This is a genomic window from Glycomyces sp. NPDC050141 (assembly GCF_055586545.1).
This window is the reverse complement of the sequence record NZ_JBVJHZ010000004.1, coordinates 1-17,293: the sequence shown is the minus strand read 5'-3', so window position 1 is coordinate 17,293 and position 17,293 is coordinate 1. Positions and strand designations below refer to the sequence as shown.

17 protein-coding genes and 1 rRNA gene are annotated in these 17,293 nt (G+C 69.9%); 6 read left to right on the top strand and 12 right to left on the bottom strand.

Annotation, left to right across the window (positions count from 1 at the left end):
- Positions 1–44 precede the first annotated feature (44 nt).
- The 4 genes from ACZ60M_RS03375 (at position 45) to ACZ60M_RS03360 (ending at position 4,407) form a co-directional block, all read left to right on the top strand.
- Complete coding sequence (locus tag ACZ60M_RS03375; protein WP_465414248.1) at positions 45–836, top strand: enoyl-CoA hydratase/isomerase family protein; 792 nt, start codon at positions 45–47, stop codon at positions 834–836.
- 32 nt (positions 837–868) lie between these two features.
- Positions 869–1,735: a hypothetical protein gene (locus ACZ60M_RS03370; protein ID WP_465414246.1), complete on the top strand. Its 867-nt coding sequence runs from the start codon at positions 869–871 to the stop codon at positions 1,733–1,735.
- 128 nt (positions 1,736–1,863) lie between these two features.
- The gene (locus tag ACZ60M_RS03365; RefSeq protein WP_465414244.1) at positions 1,864–3,525 is read left to right on the top strand and encodes an alkaline phosphatase D family protein; all 1,662 of its coding nucleotides are present in this window, start codon (positions 1,864–1,866) and stop codon (positions 3,523–3,525) included.
- A gap of 213 nt (positions 3,526–3,738) precedes the next feature.
- Entirely contained in the window at positions 3,739–4,407 is a 669-nt protein-coding gene (locus ACZ60M_RS03360) for a hypothetical protein (protein WP_465414242.1), read from the top strand.
- A gap of 53 nt (positions 4,408–4,460) precedes the next feature.
- Here the strand turns inward: ACZ60M_RS03360 and lepA are convergent, their stop codons facing one another.
- Positions 4,461–6,293 carry a translation elongation factor 4 gene (gene lepA, locus ACZ60M_RS03355; RefSeq protein WP_465414241.1) on the bottom strand — a complete coding sequence of 611 codons (1,833 nt, stop codon included), beginning with the start codon at positions 6,291–6,293 and terminating at the stop codon, positions 4,461–4,463.
- A 304-nt stretch (positions 6,294–6,597) separates the two neighbouring features.
- Positions 6,598–7,626: an ABC transporter permease gene (locus tag ACZ60M_RS03350; RefSeq protein WP_465414239.1), complete on the bottom strand. Its 1,029-nt coding sequence runs from the start codon at positions 7,624–7,626 to the stop codon at positions 6,598–6,600.
- 89 nt (positions 7,627–7,715) lie between these two features.
- On the opposite strand from ACZ60M_RS03350, the gene ACZ60M_RS03345 reads away from it, so the two are divergent.
- Entirely contained in the window at positions 7,716–8,312 is a 597-nt protein-coding gene (locus ACZ60M_RS03345; RefSeq protein ID WP_465414237.1) for a TetR/AcrR family transcriptional regulator, read from the top strand.
- Positions 8,313–8,569: 257 nt separating this feature from the next.
- Entirely contained in the window at positions 8,570–8,842 is a 273-nt protein-coding gene (gene rpsT / locus ACZ60M_RS03340; RefSeq protein WP_205328010.1) for a 30S ribosomal protein S20, read from the top strand.
- Between the two features lie 78 nt (positions 8,843–8,920).
- Here rpsT and ACZ60M_RS03335 read toward each other — a convergent pair whose 3' ends face one another.
- The 10 genes from ACZ60M_RS03335 to rrf form a co-directional block, all read right to left on the bottom strand.
- Positions 8,921–9,172 carry a hypothetical protein gene (locus ACZ60M_RS03335; RefSeq protein WP_465414234.1) on the bottom strand — a complete coding sequence of 84 codons (252 nt, stop codon included), beginning with the start codon at positions 9,170–9,172 and terminating at the stop codon, positions 8,921–8,923.
- The gene (holA, locus tag ACZ60M_RS03330) at positions 9,165–10,208 is read right to left on the bottom strand and encodes a DNA polymerase III subunit delta (protein WP_465414543.1); all 1,044 of its coding nucleotides are present in this window, start codon (positions 10,206–10,208) and stop codon (positions 9,165–9,167) included. Before holA ends, ACZ60M_RS03335 begins: the two co-directional genes overlap by 8 nt.
- A gap of 196 nt (positions 10,209–10,404) precedes the next feature.
- On the bottom strand, positions 10,405–12,720 hold the full coding sequence (locus ACZ60M_RS03325) for a ComEC/Rec2 family competence protein (RefSeq protein ID WP_465414232.1): 2,316 nt from the start codon (positions 12,718–12,720) through the stop codon (positions 10,405–10,407).
- 64 nt (positions 12,721–12,784) lie between these two features.
- Positions 12,785–13,573, bottom strand: a complete 789-nt coding sequence (locus tag ACZ60M_RS03320; RefSeq protein WP_465414230.1) for a helix-hairpin-helix domain-containing protein — start codon at positions 13,571–13,573, stop codon at positions 12,785–12,787.
- 334 nt (positions 13,574–13,907) lie between these two features.
- On the bottom strand, positions 13,908–14,756 hold the full coding sequence (locus tag ACZ60M_RS03315) for a DegV family protein (RefSeq protein ID WP_465414228.1): 849 nt from the start codon (positions 14,754–14,756) through the stop codon (positions 13,908–13,910).
- A gap of 13 nt (positions 14,757–14,769) precedes the next feature.
- Positions 14,770–15,234 (bottom strand): hypothetical protein, encoded by a 465-nt coding sequence (locus tag ACZ60M_RS03310; protein WP_465414227.1) that lies wholly within the window; start codon positions 15,232–15,234, stop codon positions 14,770–14,772.
- Between the two features lie 96 nt (positions 15,235–15,330).
- Entirely contained in the window at positions 15,331–15,990 is a 660-nt protein-coding gene (locus ACZ60M_RS03305) for a histidine phosphatase family protein (protein WP_465414225.1), read from the bottom strand.
- Positions 15,987–16,409, bottom strand: a complete 423-nt coding sequence (gene rsfS / locus ACZ60M_RS03300) for a ribosome silencing factor (RefSeq protein ID WP_465414223.1) — start codon at positions 16,407–16,409, stop codon at positions 15,987–15,989. The genes ACZ60M_RS03305 and rsfS overlap by 4 nt, the downstream gene beginning before the upstream one ends.
- A gap of 120 nt (positions 16,410–16,529) precedes the next feature.
- Positions 16,530–17,132 carry a nicotinate-nucleotide adenylyltransferase gene (gene nadD / locus ACZ60M_RS03295; protein ID WP_465414221.1) on the bottom strand — a complete coding sequence of 201 codons (603 nt, stop codon included), beginning with the start codon at positions 17,130–17,132 and terminating at the stop codon, positions 16,530–16,532.
- A 69-nt stretch (positions 17,133–17,201) separates the two neighbouring features.
- Positions 17,202–17,293: ribosomal RNA gene (gene rrf, locus ACZ60M_RS03290) — 5S ribosomal RNA — on the bottom strand; the annotation flags it as partial.

The following is a 17,293-nucleotide window of genomic DNA, read 5'->3' as shown; positions in this document are numbered from 1 at the left end:
TCGGCTACTGGCGAGACGGTGGACACGCCCACTACGGTACTGGCGTGGAACGCAATGACGCACCGATCGCCTACCGCGCCGAACAGGCAGTGGCGACCATTACCCTCAACGCGCCCGAACGGCGCAACGCCCTCTCGACCCACCTCATCGCCGAGCTCCGCTCCGCGCTCGCCCGGGCCGTCGCCGACCGCGACGTGCGGGTGGTCGTGATCGACCACGCCGGGCCCGTGTTCTGCGCGGGCGCCGACCTCAAGGAGTCGGTCGCTGCCAGCAGCGTCGCGGCGCTCCCGGCAGCGCACCTGGCCGAGCTGCTGGCCGACATCGCGGAGGCGCCGGTGCCGGTGGTGGCGGCCGTGCGCGGGGCCGCGCGCGGCGGCGGGCTCGGTTTGATCGCCGCCGCCGACTTCACGATCGCCTCACTCGACGCCGAGATGGCGTTCAGCGAGGTCCGGTTGGGCGTGGTCCCGGCCGTGATCGGCCCCGTGGTGGCGCGGCGGATCACCCCGGCGCGGATGCGGGAGCTGTTCCTGGCGGGCGGCGGGCTCGTCGTCGAGGACGGCGACGTGTTCACGGGCGAGGACGCGGCCGAGTGGGGCCTGGTCTCGACGGCGGTCTTCGAGGAGCACCTCGACTCGGTCGTCGAAGACCTCGTCGCGCGGCTGGAACTCGGCGGCCCTTCAGCGCAGGCCGGTATCAAAGTGCTCACGGCCACACCGGATCTGCGCGGGGAGTTGCGCAGGGCCGCTGCCGTGACGGCTGAGTACTTCTTCTCCGAAGAGGGCCGGGAAGGCACCCGTTCGTTCCTTGAGAAGCGTCCTCCTTCTTGGGTAGGCTGATCAGCCGCCGACCGACCTGATCGGAGTCGCTGTTGTCCAGGGCACAGATGCGCACGCTCCCGGCTTTGGCCTCGCTGGCCCTCCTCGCGGCCCTCACGGCCTGCACCGAGGACGCCCGCGAAGCCCTGCGGCCCAGCAAGACCGGCTGCTACCTCGGCTCCGGCGCCGAGGTGCACCTGAGCGCCGAGCAGGCCTCGAACGCGGCGACGATCGCCGCGGTGGGCATCCGCGAGGGCATGGACGAGCACGCCGTGGCCGTGGCGATCACCACGGCCATGCAGGAGTCCGAGCTCATCAACGTGGACTTCGGGCACGACGACTCGCTGGGGCTGTTCCAGCAGCGCCCGAGCATGGGCTGGGGCTCCGAGGAAGAGCTCATGGACCCGGTCTACTCCTCGTACAAGTTCTACGAGAAGCTCCAGCGCACCGACGGCTGGGAGGACATGCGACTCGCCGAGGCGGCCCAGGCCGTCCAGATCAGCGCCTACCCGGACCTGTACGAGCAGTGGGAGGAAGACGCCCAGGTCATCGCCGACGCGTTCGCCGGGGGCGAGGAGGCCGGGCTCGCCTGCGTCTCGGGGAGCCTCAGCGAACCGGCGGCCGACCCGGCGGCGCTGGCCGACGCGTACGCCTATCATTGGGGCACTGAAGTGTCCGAAGTAGGCGATGCGCGGCTCGTGATCGAGGCGGGCGGCGCCGCGGAGGGCTGGAACCGGGCCGCGTGGGCCGTCGCGAGGGCGTACGACCACGAGGTCGCCGCCGTCTCCTTCAACGGGATGGTCTGGACCGCAGGCGAAGAGGAGTGGGCCGAGCCCGACGCGGAGGTCGACGGCGAAGCGCAGGTCGTCGAGGTCGCCGACTCCACGGCCGTGATCATCACCTTCGCCGCGCCCGAATAGTCGCGTTCGGACACCACTGTTCGGCGCCGGTTCACCGACGCGACCTCCGGAGGTTCCGGCGCATCCACGCTCGCTTGCTGGGCTGTACGGGTCACAAACCCGCGCAACTCCCCCGAAGCGAGGTCCATATGCGCCTGTCGCGCCGAATCCTGCTCGCCTCCTCCGCCGCCGGTGCCGCCATCGCGGTCCCGGCCGCCGGCTGGGCACAATCGAACACGCACCCCACGCTCGACGCCGACCCGTTCACCCTCGGCGTCGCCTCCGGCGATCCCGAACCCGACGGCGTCGTCCTATGGACCCGCCTCGCCGTCGACCCGCTCGCCGAGGACGGCATGGGCGGCATGCCGAACGGCGCCTTCGACGTCGAGTGGGAGGTCGCCCGCGACGAGCGCTTCCGCCACCGCGTCGCCCACGGCGAGGTCCAGACCGCCCCCGAGATCGGGTACAGCGTCCACATCGAAGTCGAGGGCCTGCGCGCGGGCCACGAGTACTACTACCGGTTCAAGACCGGCAAGTGGACCTCCCCCGCCGGGCGCACCCGCACCGCCCCGCCCCGCAACGCCATGCCCGAGCAGCTGCGGATGAGCTTCGCTTCCTGCGCGCAGTACGAGCACGGGTACTTCACCGCCTACCGGCACCTGGCCGAGTCGAACCCCGACCTGATCCTGCACCTGGGCGACTACGCGTACGAGTACAAGGCCGGGGTGTACATCGCGCCCGGCGGGAACGTCCGCGACCACGAAGGGCCCGAGACGGTGTCGCTCGCGACCTACCGCCAGCGCCACGCCCAGTACAAGGCCGACCCGGACCTGCAGCTCGCGCACGCCGCCGCGCCGTGGCTCGTGGTCTGGGACGACCACGAGGTCGAGAACAACTGGGCCGACGAGACCCCCGAGAAGGGCTCGGACACACCGGTGCCTGCCGACTTCCTGGCCCGCAGGGCCGCCGCGTTCCAGGCGTACTGGGAGAACATGCCGCTGCGCCGCTCCTCGGTCCCCGAGGGCATCGACATGCAGCTGTACCGGCGGGTCCGCTGGGGCCGGCTCGCGAACTTCCACATGATGGACACGCGCCAGTACCGCGACGACCAGGCCTGCGGCGACGGCTACCAGAGCAACTGCGCCGACGCGTGGGACGAGTCGCGCACCATCACCGGTGAGGCGCAGGAGGAGTGGCTCCTCGACGGCTTCCACGCCTCCCGGGCCCGCTGGGACGTGCTCGGGCAGCAGGTGTTCTTCGCGCAGCGCGACAACACCGCCGCCGAGGAGATCCTGCGCACCAGCATGGACGGCTGGGACGGGTACGCGGCCTCGCGGCAGCGGATCATCGACGGCTGGGTCGAGGCCGGGGTGCGGAACCCGGTGGTGCTCACCGGTGACGTGCACGCGCACTGGGCGTCCGAGATCCTCGACGCGTTCCCGTCCAACGCAGGGAACTCGGTCGGCGTCGAACTGGTCGCCTCGTCGATCACCTCCGGGGGCGACGGTGCGGACGGCATCCCCGAAGACAACGTGTTCCTCCAGGTCAACCCGCACCTCAAGTTCCGCAACACCCAGCGCGGGTATGTGGAGACGGTGATCACCCCCGACCAGATGGACGTGAACTTCCAGGTGGTGCCGCAGGTGTCGGTGACGGACGCGCCCGTCTACACGCGCCGGTCCTATGCGATCGCCGACCGCGAGCGGGTCCTCCACCAGACCTACGACCGCCCGCTCGACGTCTCGACCATGTCGACGAACACGAGCCCGTTCGCGAACTCGGACGAGCTGGCCGACGACTACCTGAACTAGCACTGTCCCGTGCGGGGGCGGTCCCGGCGAACCCGGGGCCGCCCCTGCACGCCACCGTGATCCATTCGGGTTCTTTCGAATAGCGTTCGAAATTGCGCTGTATTGCCATATCCCCCACGCAATTGCGCGGAAAACTCCGTCCCCCGGAACTGGCCGCGAAAGGCTACAGTGAGCAGAGAAAGCACGCCCTTCTCTTTGCCCGGAGCAGCGATCATGACCTATCCGCCGCAACCGCCCGAATCGAATCCGCACGGCGCCCACCCAGGTGGCGGCCCTGCCGGACCGCCGCCGCACTACGGCGGCGCGCCCCAGGGGCAGGGCGATTTCGCCTCCGAATGGGGCATCAAGGAAAACCCTTCCCGCCCTAAGAAAGTCAATCAGCTGACGCAATTGCTGTGGGTCTATGCCGCGGCGACGGTGCTGGTGTTCGTGTTCTCGCTCATCGCCTCGGCGACCGCGCCCTGGTGGTACGGGACCGGGTTCCTCGTCGGCGGTGCGGTCTTCGGTCTGGTCTGGGGTGCCGGGGCGGTCGCGATCGCGTACTTCATCACGAAGGACAAGCTCGGCGCGTTCGGCGCGCAGGACCCGCGCACGCCGCTGTACATCGGGCTCGGCGTCCTGGGCTTCTTCTCGCTCGGCGGGTTCGTCGGCGGCTGGGGCCTGGGCTGGTACGCGGCGCTCGGCTCGCTGCTGGCCCTGGCGAAGCTCGGCGCGGTCGGCGGGGCGTTCTTCCTGGTCTTCCAGCCCGAGGTCGAGCAGTACCTGAAGTCGCGGCCGGGCAACCACCCGAAGCCGCCGCACCAGCCCCCGCCGCACGGCTACCCGCCCGTGCCCCCGAACACGCCGCCTGGGCCGCCGCCGGGCTACCCGCCGGAGATGTAAGCAGCGCAAGCGAAAAGGGGCGGAGCCGAACGGCTCCGCCCCTTCTGCGCTGTCTAGGACTCGTCGGTCCGCAGTGCGGCGATGAACGCCTCCTGGGGGACTTCGACGCGGCCGATGTTCTTCATCCGCTTCTTGCCCTCCTTCTGCTTCTCGAGGAGCTTGCGCTTGCGGGAGATGTCGCCGCCGTAGCACTTGGCGAGGACGTCCTTGCGCAGCGCGCGGATGGTCTCGCGGGCGATGATGCGCGAGCCGATCGCGGCCTGGATGGGCACCTCGAACTGCTGGCGCGGGATGAGCTTCTTGAGCCGCTCGGAGAGGCGCACGCCGTACGCGTAGGCCTGGTCCTTGTGGACGATCGCGGCGAACGCGTCGACCTTCTCGCCCTGGAGCAGGATGTCGACCTTGACGAGCTCGGACTCCTGGGAGCCCTCGATGTCGTAGTCGAGCGAGGCGTAGCCCTTGGTGCGGGACTTGAGCTGGTCGAAGAAGTCGAAGACGATCTCGGCCAGCGGCAGGCTGTACCGGAGCTCGACGCGGTCGGTCGAGAGGTAGTCCATGCCCAGCTGGACGCCGCGCTTGGACTGGCACAACTCCATGACCTGCCCGATGTACTCCTTCGGGGCCAGGATGGTGGCCTTGGCCACGGGCTCGGTGATCGAGTAGATCTTGCCCTCGGGGAACTCCGAGGGGTTGGTGACCTCGATCTCCTCGCCGTCCTCCTTGACGACCTGGTACACCACGTTCGGCGCGGTCGAGATCAGGTCGAGGTTGAACTCGCGCTCGAGGCGCTCCTGGATGATCTCCAGGTGCAGCAGGCCGAGGAAGCCGACGCGGAAGCCGAAGCCGAGCGCGGCCGACGTCTCGGGCTCGTACTGGAGCGCGGCGTCGTTGAGCTGCAGCTTGTCGAGGGCCTCGCGAAGGTTGCCGTAGTCGGAGCCGTCGATCGGGTAGAGCCCGGAGTAGACCATCGGCTTGGCCTCGGTGTAGCCGGGCAGGGCCTGGGTGGCGGGGTTCTTGTTGAGGGTGACGGTGTCGCCGACCTTCGATTGCCGCACGTCCTTCACGCCGGTGATGAGGTAGCCGACCTCGCCGACACTGAGGGCCTTGGAGACCACGGGCTCGGGGCTGATGACGCCGATCTCCAGCAGCTCGTGGTCGGCCCGGGTCGACATCATGCGGATGCGGTCGCGGGCGTTGAGCTTGCCGTCGACGACGCGGATGTAGGTGACGACGCCGCGGTAGACGTCGTAGACGGAGTCGAAGATCATCGCCCGGGCGGGCGCGTCCGGGTCGCCCACGGGCGCCGGGACCTGGGCGACGACCGCGTCCAGGAGTTCGGCGACGCCGACGCCGGTCTTGCCGGAGACGCGCAGGACGTCTTCGGGTTCGCAGCCGATGAGGTGCGCGATCTCCTCGGCGTACCGGTCGGGGTCCGCGGAGGGGAGGTCGATCTTGTTGAGGACCGGGATGATCGTCATGTCGTTGTTCATCGCGAGGTAGAGGTTCGCGAGGGTCTGCGCCTCGATGCCCTGCGCGGCGTCCACGAGGAGGATCGCGCCTTCGCAGGCGGCGAGCGACCGGGAGACCTCGTAGGTGAAGTCGACGTGGCCGGGCGTGTCGATCATGTTGAGCACGAAGCCCTGGCCCTCGGCCGTGCCGGAGCGGGCGGTCCAGGGCATGCGCACGGCCTGGGACTTCACGGTGATGCCGCGTTCGCGCTCGATGTCCATCCGGTCGAGGTACTGCGCGCGCATCTGGCGGGCGTCGACGACCTCGGTGATCTGCAGCATGCGGTCGGCCAGCGTGGACTTGCCGTGGTCGATGTGCGCGATGATGCAGAAGTTCCGGATCGACTCCGGAGGCGTCGAGCCTGGCGCGTTGGTCACAGTGACCTTCCTTGATCGGGTGAGGTGGCTAGCTAATTCTGCCTTACTCCTGCGGGAACCCCCGCCCACCCAGCAGGAAAAGGCTCCCGCTCACCCGAACCCGCCCTCGCGAGGCCCAGCCAGGCCCCGCACCGGCCGAACCCGCCCGCGAATCGCCGCTATGTCGCACCCTTCTGCGACCATCGAAACCGGGGGCAGCTGCGAATCGCCGCCCTATCTGAACCCCTCTGCGCCAAAAACGCCCGGTGGCCCCGGCCCGCGCTTGCGTGCGGGCCGGGGCCACCGATCCTCTCCGCTCCGGCCGCTACGCGGCGGCCTCGGCGGGCTCCTTCGTTTCCTCGTTCACGCCCTTCACCTTGGCGCGGACCGCGCCGATCGTGAAGAGCAGCACACCGACGACGACCCATCCGGCGAGCGTCCAGACCGCCGCCTCGCCGCCGTTGCCGTCGAAGTACGCGGTCGAGCGCACCAGTGTCCCGCCCGCGCCCGGCGACAGGAACTGCCCGAACGCGCCCCACGGCGCGGGCAGCATCTCCGGCGCGGCCGCCATGCCCGACAGCGGGTTGCCCACGAGCATCACGGTCACCGCGCCCAGGATGAACCCGGGGCGGCCGAGCAGCTTCGCCAGGCCGAGGATGCCCCATGCGGTCGCCCCCATGGTGAGCGCCAGCGCCCCGGAGATCGCCACGTAGTCGCCGTCGATCGCTTCGAGCACGTACATCAGGATCGCCGCGACGCCCGCACCCACGGCCAGCGGCGCGAGGACCGCGACCGCCGCCTGGCGGCCCGAGCCGCGCACGGTGAACGTGATGAGCGCGGCGATCACGATGCCGCCCAAGGCCATCGGGAACGCCGACGCGGCGAGGCCGGCGCCGTTCGGGTCGTCGGCGGGCAGCGCGACCACGTCCTCGACATTCACGGTGACGCTGCCGGGCTGCCCCGCGGCCTGGCTCAGCTGCGCCGCGACCTGCTGGGCGATGCCGGTCACGAGCCGCGTCACGGTCGGCGAGGCGGCCGAGGCGGTGTAGAGGTCGACGGACTCGGGGGTGATGGCGATGGCCGCGTAGACCTCGCGCTCCTTGATGAGGGTCTCGGCCTCCGCCGGGTCGGCGACGGCGGTGACGTCGAAGCCGTCGGGCTCGGCCTCGTCGAGCTGCGCCTGGACCTGGTCGGCGGCGGCGTCGGGGCCGATGACGGCGATGGGGACCTCGTTGGGGCCCAGGCCGGCCGAGGGCCAGGCGAAGGCGAGGGTGATGAGGCCGACGATGAGCGCGAGCCCGACGCTGATCCCGAGCACCCGGCCGACCGGTGTGGGCTTGGGGGTGGTTTCCATGATGGTTTCCAATCATCCGCAAGATACGGTCCGTATCTTGATATCCTCAAGCTAACATAAGAAACGGTCAGTATCTAGAGGGGGCCCCGTTGGAACGCAAAGTGTCGTCGCGACGCCGCGGCGAGGAACTTGAGCAGGCGATCCTCGACGCCGTATGGGATGAGTTCCGCGAAGTCGGCTTCACCAAACTCACCATGGAAGGCGTCGCGAAACGCGCGGGCACCAGCAAGCCCGTGCTGTATCGCCGCTGGTCGAGCCCGGTAGAGCTGATGATCGCCTGCGCGGCGAACCGGATCCCCAAGGCCGAGTCAGTACCCGACACCGGCACCCTGCGCGGCGACACCATCGCCTTGCTCACACTCGCCCACGAGCGGATGCGCATGGTGGGGCAGTCGGCGATGCTGAGCATGCTCGCCCAAGTCAGCGTCGACCCCGAAGCCCGCAAGGTGCTCATCGAAGGCATCGTCAACAACCTCGCGAAAGCCCTCAGCGGCACGGTCTACGCGCGCGCGATCGCGCGCGGCGAACTCGCCGAGGAACACCTCTCCGAACGGCTGCGGCGACTCCCGATCGACTTGATGCGCAACGAGTTCATCCTCTTCGGCCACGTGGACACCGGCGCGATCGAAGAGATGCTCGACCAGGTGATCCTCCCCGCTCTCAGAGCCCGCGGCGCCACGCTCTGAACCGCCGCGGCGCGCCCGCCCGGCCGCTGCGGGACACCGCCTGACACGCCTTCTGGCGGCGTTCGGGTATCGCGGGTAACAGCGGCGCACCGGGATTCGCGCCCCGCCCGCGACCTCGTGTAACCTGGTTCGCGGTCATGCTCCCAGGGCGTGTGCGATGCTCGGCTCCTGGTAACGTTGACAGGCGCTCGGAGTGCCCTCTGCCTCCGACGCGATCAATTAAGGAACCAAGCAATCACGAAACTGAGGCTTCACGCGTGGCGAACATCAAGTCCAAAGAAAAGCGCATCCTGACGAACGAGAAGCGCCGGATGCGCAACAAGGCAGTGAAGTCGTCGCTGAAGACGTCCGTCCGGAAGTTCCGTGAGGCGTCTGCCACCGGCGACGTCGCCGCCGCTGAGACCCACCTGCGCGCCGCCAGCCGCGAGCTGGACAAGGCTGCCACCAAGGGTGTCATCCACAAGAACCAGGCCGCCCAGCGCAAGTCCAAGCTGGCCGCGTCGTTCAACAAGCTCTCCGCCGCCGCCTAAGCGAGCGAACGAGCAGCGACAAAGCTTCAGAAGGCCCAGGGGTTCGCCCCTGGGCCTTCGGCGTTCCCACAGGCGCACTCAGCCGTGGCGCTCCAGCGACCCCGCAATCAGGTCGTTGAGCTTCACCATGCCGGCCACCGCGAGCGGCAGCACCGGCACCACCCACCACGACACCAGCTCCGTCAGCGCCATCAGCACCGCCAGCGCGATCGAGCCCTCGAAGAGCACCACGCACCAGATGTTCGACAGGTACAGGTGCTTCAACCGCAGCATCCGCGCGTACCAGGGCCTTCTCGGCCGGGACACTCGCCCGTGACGGTACTCAGACACGACTGCCCTTCCCTGCCGCGCTCAACCGGGTGATCTCGAGGATCGCGTGCTCCAGCGCCCACCCCCGGTCGTCGGCCCCGCCCTTGACCTCGCCGTTCAACCGGGCGCACACGCGCATCGCCTCGGCGAGGGCGTCCGCGGTCCAGTTCCGGGCCTGCTTACGCGCCTTCTCGATCTGCCACGGCGCCATACCGAGCTGCCCGGCGAGCTGCGCCGCACCGCCGCGCTCGGCGGCGACGCGCGACAGGTTCCGCACGGCCATCGCCAGCGCGTCCGCGATCGGCACCGCGTCGACCCCGACCTGCATGGCCCAGCGCAGCGCGCCGAGCGCCTCGGCCGCGTCACCGGCGATCGTCGCGTCGGCGACGGTGAACCCCGAGACCTCGGCGCGGCCGGAGTAGTACTGCGCCACGCTCTCCTGCGTGATCTTGCCGTCGGTGTCCGCGACGAGCTGCGCGCACGCCGAAGCGAGCTCGCGCAGGTCGGAGCCGACGGCCTGGATGATGGTGTCGGCGATCTCCGCCGAAGCCGAGCGCGGCGAGGCCCCGGCGTCGCGCAGTTCGCCGCGCACGAACGCCACCCGGTCGGGCTGGCGCTTGATCTTGGAGACGCGCACGACCTCGACGTCGAGCTTCTTCAAGCCCTCGGCGAGGCCCTTGCCCTTGTTGCCGCCGTTGTGGCACACGGCGAGGTAGATGCCGGGGGCGGGCTGCTTGGCGAAGGCGAGCACGGCGGGAGCGAGGTCCTTGTCGACGTCCTGGCCGGACTCGATGATGCCGACGACCGCGCCGCCGAACAGGGTCGGGCTGGTCAGCTCCGCGAAGGCGCCCGCGGTGAGGTCACCGCCGCTGATGCGGTTGACGGCGGGCGCGGTCTCCCCTTCGGGGAGCTCGGCGCGCACCGCCTTCACGAAGTCGGCGGCGGCCCGCTCGGCGAGGAATTCGTCGTCGCCCTGGATCAGGCGGATGGGTTCGAGTGCAGCCACCGGACCATCCTCCCATGCCGCCCGCGGACCCCCGGGTTTCGACCGGGCCATCGTCTCCCGCGCAACCACGGTCCGCTGCCCGGCGATGCCGAACCGCACCGGAACATCCCGAACCCCATTCACCCGAAAGGCGACCCACCGCCGAGCCTCCTGGGATGCCCGCCAAGACTTGTCGTACCCCCGGGCGATCATTGAGATCGGGGGCCCGGCGAACCGACACACCCGACCTCGGGGGCCGGTCGAAGTCTCAGTCCGAGGTCGTCACCTCGAATTCGTTGCCGTTGCGCGCCACCGTGATCCGGCCAGCCTCGTCCGTGCGGAACACCAGGGCGCCACCCTCCTCGAGTACCCCGAGCGGGCCCGGGTCCGGGTGGCCGTACTCGTTGCCGCTCCCGACCCCGACCAGCGCCACCGCGGGATCGGCCGCCTCCAGGAACTCCCGCACCTGGAACGACGACCCGTGATGCGGCACCTTCAACACGTCCACGCCGAGCGCCGCCCCGCTCCCGAGCAGCGCGCGCTGGCCTTCCAGCTCAACGTCACCGGTCAGCAGCACGCTCGTGCCGGCCACGTCCGCCCGCAGCGCCACCGAGTTGTTGTTCGGGTCCGACCGCGTGCCGCTCAACAACTCCGACGGCGGCCCCAGCACCTCCAGCCGCGTCGCCCCGAACTCGAACGCCTCCCCCGGCACCGCCTCGAGCACCGGAACCGCGCCGGCCCGCTCCTCGACCAGCTCGTACCCGTACCTGGCCTCCCCCGGCGGCGGCGCGAGGATCGCGTCGACCTCGCGGCCCTCCATCGCACCCCCGATCCCGGCGGTGTGGTCGATATGGAAGTGCGACAACACGAGCAGCGCGATCCGCTCCACCTCCAACTCGTCCAGGCACGCGTCCACCGCCGCAGGCTCCGGCCCCACATCAACCACGACGACCGCGTCCCCCGCGGGCAGCACGAGCGCGTCCCCCTGCCCGACATCACACATCGTGACCACCCATCCCGAAGGCGGACCGCCCGTCATCAGACACGCCGGAACCGTCCCCAGCCCAGCGGCGATGAGCACCGCCAGGACCGGTATCCGCAACCGCCGCATCTGCAGCAACACCACCAGCACCGCCATCGCCGCAGCCGAACCCAGCCCCCACCACACCCCGCCGGGCACCGGCACCAGCGCGCCGGGAATCTCAGCGCCATTGCGCGCCAACCAGATCAACCACCTCGCGGGTACGGCAGCCAGATGCGCCGCCACCTCCCCCGCCGGGAGCCACACGGCCGCCACTGCGGCCGCACCCACCGCCAGCACCACCACCGGAGCGGCCACCAGCGACGCCAGCACGTTCACCGGGACCGACACCAGGCTCACCCCGCTGCCGAGCCCGATCAGCAGCGGCGTGACCGTCACCTGCGTCGCCAACGGGATCGTCACCGCCAGCGCCACCGACCGTGGCCAGCCCCGGTGTTCGAGCGGCCGCGCCCAGCGGAACGCCAAGAACAGCAACCCGACACAGGCCGCGACCGACAGCGCGAACCCCGCCTGCGCCGCCATGTCCGGATCGGCCAGGATCACGACGAGGACCGCCGTCGCCAGACCCGGCATCGCCGCCCTCGGACGACCGGCAGCCAACGCCAGCAACGTCATCGCCGCCATCACCGCTGCCCGCAGCACGCTCGGCTGCGGCCCGGCCACCACGACGATCGCCGCGATCGCGACCGCCCCGGCAGCCACCCGGCCGCGCGGACCGGCCCTGCACGCCAACGCAACCGCCAGGACCGCCCCGACCACCAGACTCAGGTGGTATCCGGAGACCACCACGAGGTGCACCAGGCCGGTCGCCCGGAAGTCGGCGGCCAGTTCCGGGTCCATCATCGAGGTGTCGCCGACCGCGAGCGCCGGGATCAGGCCCGCTTCCGGCTGCGGCACCACCTCGACAGCGGCCGCCAACCGCTCCCGCACATGAGCGGCCACCCGGTTCGGAAGCGACAGTGCCCCAACGAGTTCCGGAGGCCCACGGGCGCTCACGACGGCAGCCGTCAGACGGCCCGCATCGGCTTCACGGAGCACCGCGGGGACGGTCAGCCGCTGCCCCGCGCTCACCTCGCGCCACTCTTCGCCGCTGGCGACCAGCAGCACCTGCCAGTGGCCCTCCAGCGAAACGCCTTCAACCTCGAACGCACGCAGGCGCGCGGTCGCCGTGACCAACTCCGGGCGTTGAGTCGACGGCTTCGGCGCCGTGTGCAGCACCAGCTCGGCCTCCCCGGGCGCTTCAGCGTCAGTCGCCGCCGCAAGCCCGGCATGGTCCCGCACTGCGACATGCACGGTCGTGACGCCCGCGCTCAGCAACCCGCCGAACGCGACTGTGGCGGCAGCCGCCGCGAACCCCCGCTTCCATTTGCGCCCCAACACCACGAGGACCGCGCACCCGACTGCGACCAGCACCCCGCTGACCACGTTCCCGTACAGGCCCGCAAGCGCCGCCGCCCACACACCTGCCGCGACGAGCGGCAGACGCCAGTCACGCCGCACCACCTCGGAAGGCGCGGGCCGCAGTGCGAACTCGTAGCTCACCGCGCCCACCTCCCGCGCGAACCGAGCGGCCGCTGCGGAGGCCTGGCTCCATCCAAGATCCGCGTCATAGCGTCACCTGGTCGCGAAGCTGCTCCAGCAGTGCCGAGCCGATGCCCGAGACCTCGGACAGTTCATCAAGCGTTTGGAAACTGCCGTTGGCCTCGCGGTATTCGATGATCCGCTCGGCGAGGACCGGGCCGATGCCCTTGAGTGCGTCCAGTTCGGCAGCGCTGGCCACGTTGATGTTCACGAGCCCGCCGCCCGCACCGCTCGCGCCGCCCGGATCGTCTCCCGGAACCGGTGCAGCGGCCCCCGAAGCGGCGGCATCGGGGACCGCGACGAGATCCCCGTCGGCGACGACGCGCGCGAGGTTGAGGAACCCGGGGTCCGCGCCTTCGGTCAGCCCGCCCGCGGCCTCGATCGCGTCGGCCACCCTCGCCCCGGCCTCGAGCTCCACGATGCCCGGTTCCTTGACGGCACCGGCGACCGAGACGATGATCGTCTTCGGTTCGGCCGCACTCGCTTCAACGGGTTCGGCAGGCGCGGTCGCGGCGGGTTCGGCATCGGGCCAGGACAAGATCGTCACCGACAGGCCAACGGCCGCGACCAGCAGCGCCACGGTCACCAGGACCCACCGGTTGAGATGTGAGAGCCCGAGTCGGTTCTGGAGGCGTTCGAGCCGCTCGTCGAAGCGCCGGGCCGGTGGCGGTTTGACCACCGGCTCGGGTTCGGGTTGACCGGAACCGGCATCGACGGTCTCTTTGCACACCCCGGGTTCGTCGGCGGGCTCGTTGAGCCGCATCCGGAGCCTCGCGGCGAGAGCGGCGGAATCAGGTGGCAGTTCGCGTTCCATACCCGGCTCAACGAGCGAAGGACACGGCCGTAACTGCGATCTTTTCGGCCTGTGGATAACTCGAATCGCCCCTGTGGATAACCGCAACAAGTGTGGACGAAGCCCAAGCCAGCAGCCATAATGCGGCCCGCAACCGGACCGCCGAAACGCCGAGATGTCGGACCGGTGTGGGAGAGTCGTCTCATTTCTTCGGTTGGTAGGAGGTGGATGCGGGTGGGAAGGGGCACGCCCTATATCGCCGCGGCGGCGGCCGCAGCCGCGCCCCGCGGCCCCGGCCCCGGCCCCGGCCCCGGCCCCAACGAACCATCGGATACCCCGCCAATCAAGCTTCCGCTCACGGAAGCCGCCTCGTGATCACGCCGACCAGGCCCGGCCCGCAGTGGGCCCCCACGGCCGCACCGACTTCGGTCACGTCGATCCGCCGCAGCCGGCCCTCGAAACGCTCCCCGAGCCAGCCCGCCAAAGCCTCGGCCCGACGCTCGGCCCCCAAGTGGTGCACCGTCATCTCGACCTCCGCGTCACCCGCGTCGGCCACCGCGAGCGCCGCCAGGCGCTGCAGCCCGCGCGTCGGCGTGCGCACCTTCTCGACCACGTCGATGCGCCCGTCCTCGACGCCCAGGATCGGCTTCACCGACAGCGCCGTCCCCACGATCGCCCGCGCCGCGCTGATCCGCCCGCCGCGCCGCAGGTACTCCAGGGTGTCCAAGTAGAAGTACGTCGAGGTCCGCCCGATCGCCGACTGCGCCGCCGCAGCGGCCGCCAGCAGCTCGGCGCCCTGCTCCGCCGCCTCGACCGCGGCAAGCGCCGGGTACCCGACCCCCATGCCCGCGCCCAGCGAGTCGACCACCGCGACCCGGCCGCCGAAGCCCGCCGCCGCGGCCTCAGCCGCCGCGACCGTCCCGGAAAGCCGCCCGGACAAGTGCACCGAGACGATCCCGCTCGCACCCTCGTCCAGCAACCGCGTGTACGTCGCCCGCAGCTCCTCCGGCGGCAGACCCGAGGTCGTGACCTCGCGGCCCTCCCGGATCGCCCGCACGATCGCCTCACCGCCGATGTCCTCGCCCTCGCGGTACTCGACGCCGTCGATCAGCACCGGAATCCCGAGCACCGTCAAGCCGCCGCGCGCGGTGCGCAGCGGCTCGGGCAAAGCCGAAGTGGAATCGGTAACGACGACGACGGTCACGCGGCCACACTACCTAATCCAGGGTTTGGGCATCCTCCACCACGAAAGGGGTCCCCTGCTGGCAGGTCGACATCATGCCGTCGTCGACCGTGCCCTGCAGCGTCACCGAGGCGCCCGCGTACACGACCGACGAGTCGTAGTTCCCGAAGATCCCGTACACGGTGCCGTCGTGCTCCAGCACCAGGCACCCGGCCTCGACGCCGGCCTCGACCGTGCCGCTGATCGTCATCGACGACCCGGGTTTGGAAGAGTCGCCGAGCGACGGGTCCAGGTACGGGGTGGTTTCGTCCGGCACTGGGCTCTCCTCGGTCGTCTCGGGCGCGCTGGTCGGCTCGGCCGAGGTCACAGGCGTCGACGTCTCGCCGTCGCTTCCGCCGTCGCCCGCGCCGCACGCCGCGAGCACGGCCACCATGAGCACGCCGACGAGCGGGCCGGTCAGGCCCGCGATCCGTCGAACGCGTGAAGTCTGTGTTTTCATGCCGGTTTGACGCCTCCGAGCGCGGCGCGGTTGCACCTCGACCGAAGCGTACGACGCCAGAACCGGCCCGGTCCAGGGTTCCGGGGGGCCGGAACCCTAGCGGCGGCCCGCCTGCTGATCGCCCGCGAGCGGGCTCCGCCCGATCGTGTGCGGGGCAGGAACGCCCAGGTTGTACCCGTACATGCGCCACTTGCCCGACCGCATCCGCCGCAGTTCGGCCCAGTGCGCGTTGTCCATGCCCGACAGGCTGCTCGCCGCGGCCTCGTCGAAACCGAGGACGCCGCCGACGATCTGCCGCGCCGAACCGCCGTGGCAGACCACGATCGCGGTCCCCTCGACCTCCGACTCGACGATGTCCCGCACCGCTTCGCCCGTGCGGCGGTGCAGATCACCCCAAGTCTCGATCTCAGGGTGCTGCAGCGGCTGCTGCGTCCGCCAACGCCGGTGCTCCTCGGGGAACTGCTCGGCGATCTCGCCCTGCGTCAGGCCCTCCCAAGGGCCGTAAGCACGCTCACGCAGGCGCTTGTCCAGCTCGATCTCGATCCCGGTCAGATCGGCGATCGGCCGAGCCGTTGCGACCGCCCGACGCAGGTCCGAGGAGATGATCCGGACCGGCCCGTACGCGGCCAGCTCAGGAGCGGCCTCAGCAGCCTGCGCCACACCGGTCTCGTCGAGGTCGATGTCGCTGGACCCCTGAATGCGGCCCGCGACGTTCCACTCGGTCTGCCCGTGCCGGACGATCAGCAGTCGGTTCACTCGCTGTCCTCGACATCGCCTCTGAGGGACTCGATCTGGCGCGCGCGCTCCGATTCGGCATCGTCGCTCCACTCGATCTCCGGGCAGTCCTTCCAGAGGCCGTCGAGACCGTAGTAGTCGCGGGCCTCCTTGTGGAAGACGTGCACCACGATCTCGTTGTAGTCCAAGAGCACCCACTGCTCGCCGCCTTTGCCCTCACGGCGCAGCGGGCGGGTGTCGAACTCCTTGATGAGCTTCTCCTCGACCGCGTCGACGACCGCGTGGACCTGCCGCTCGTTCGAGGCCGAAACGATCACGAAGACGTCCGTGAGGGCGATCTTCGAGGTGACGTCCCGAAGGTTGATGGCGAAGGCCTTCTTGTCGGCCGCCGCCTGGGCTGCGGCGAAGGCCAGGGTCTGGGCGGTTTCACTTGCGGTCACGAACGCTCCTGACATGGGATTCCCGCCGGCGGGTCCACCGGCGCAGCTCTAGTCTTACACGCGGGGTACGACGACGACTTCCCCGTTTAACCCCAGTCGCTGTGCGAAGCGTCCCAACGGTCAGCCGCGGTAGAGCCCTTGCTCCCGCACGTACGCCTCGACCGCATCGCTCACGAGGTACCGGATCGGCTGCCCGTCCCGCACGCGCTCACGGCACTCCGTCGAAGACAGGTCCACCGCAGGCATGTCGATGAACTCGACCCGCGCCCCGAACGACGTGTCGACCTCCCTGCGCGAGTGCCCCGGACGGTTCAACGCGATGAACCTCACTGCCCTGCAAAGCTCTTCGACCCGATGCCAGGTGTGGAGGTTCTCCAACGAGTCGGCCCCGATGATGAAGTACAGGTCCACTTCCTCGTCGTACTCCGCCCGGACATCAGCGACAGTGTCGACCGCATACGTGGCGCCGACACGCTCGATGTCGCAGGTGCTCACCCGAAACAGCGGATCGGACTCGACCGCCAAACGCGTCATCGCCAGCCGCGCACCGGCATCGGTCACCTTCAGATGGTGCTTCTGCCACGGATCACCCGTAGGGACGAACACCACTTCATCGAGCGCACACCGGAACGCCGCCTCACTGGCGGCGACAAGGTGCCCCAGATGCGGGGGATCGAAAGTCCCCCCGAACACTCCGATGCGACGAATTGGCTGACCAACCACAACCGAATCCTATCGCGCTAAACAGAAAAGGCCCGACGCATAAGCGTCAGGCCTTTTCTATAAGTTAATGTTTGGCGGTGTCCTGCTCTCCCACACCCTCTCGAGTGCAGTACCATCGGCGCTGGAAGCCGTAACGACCGGGTTCGGAATGGGACCGGGTG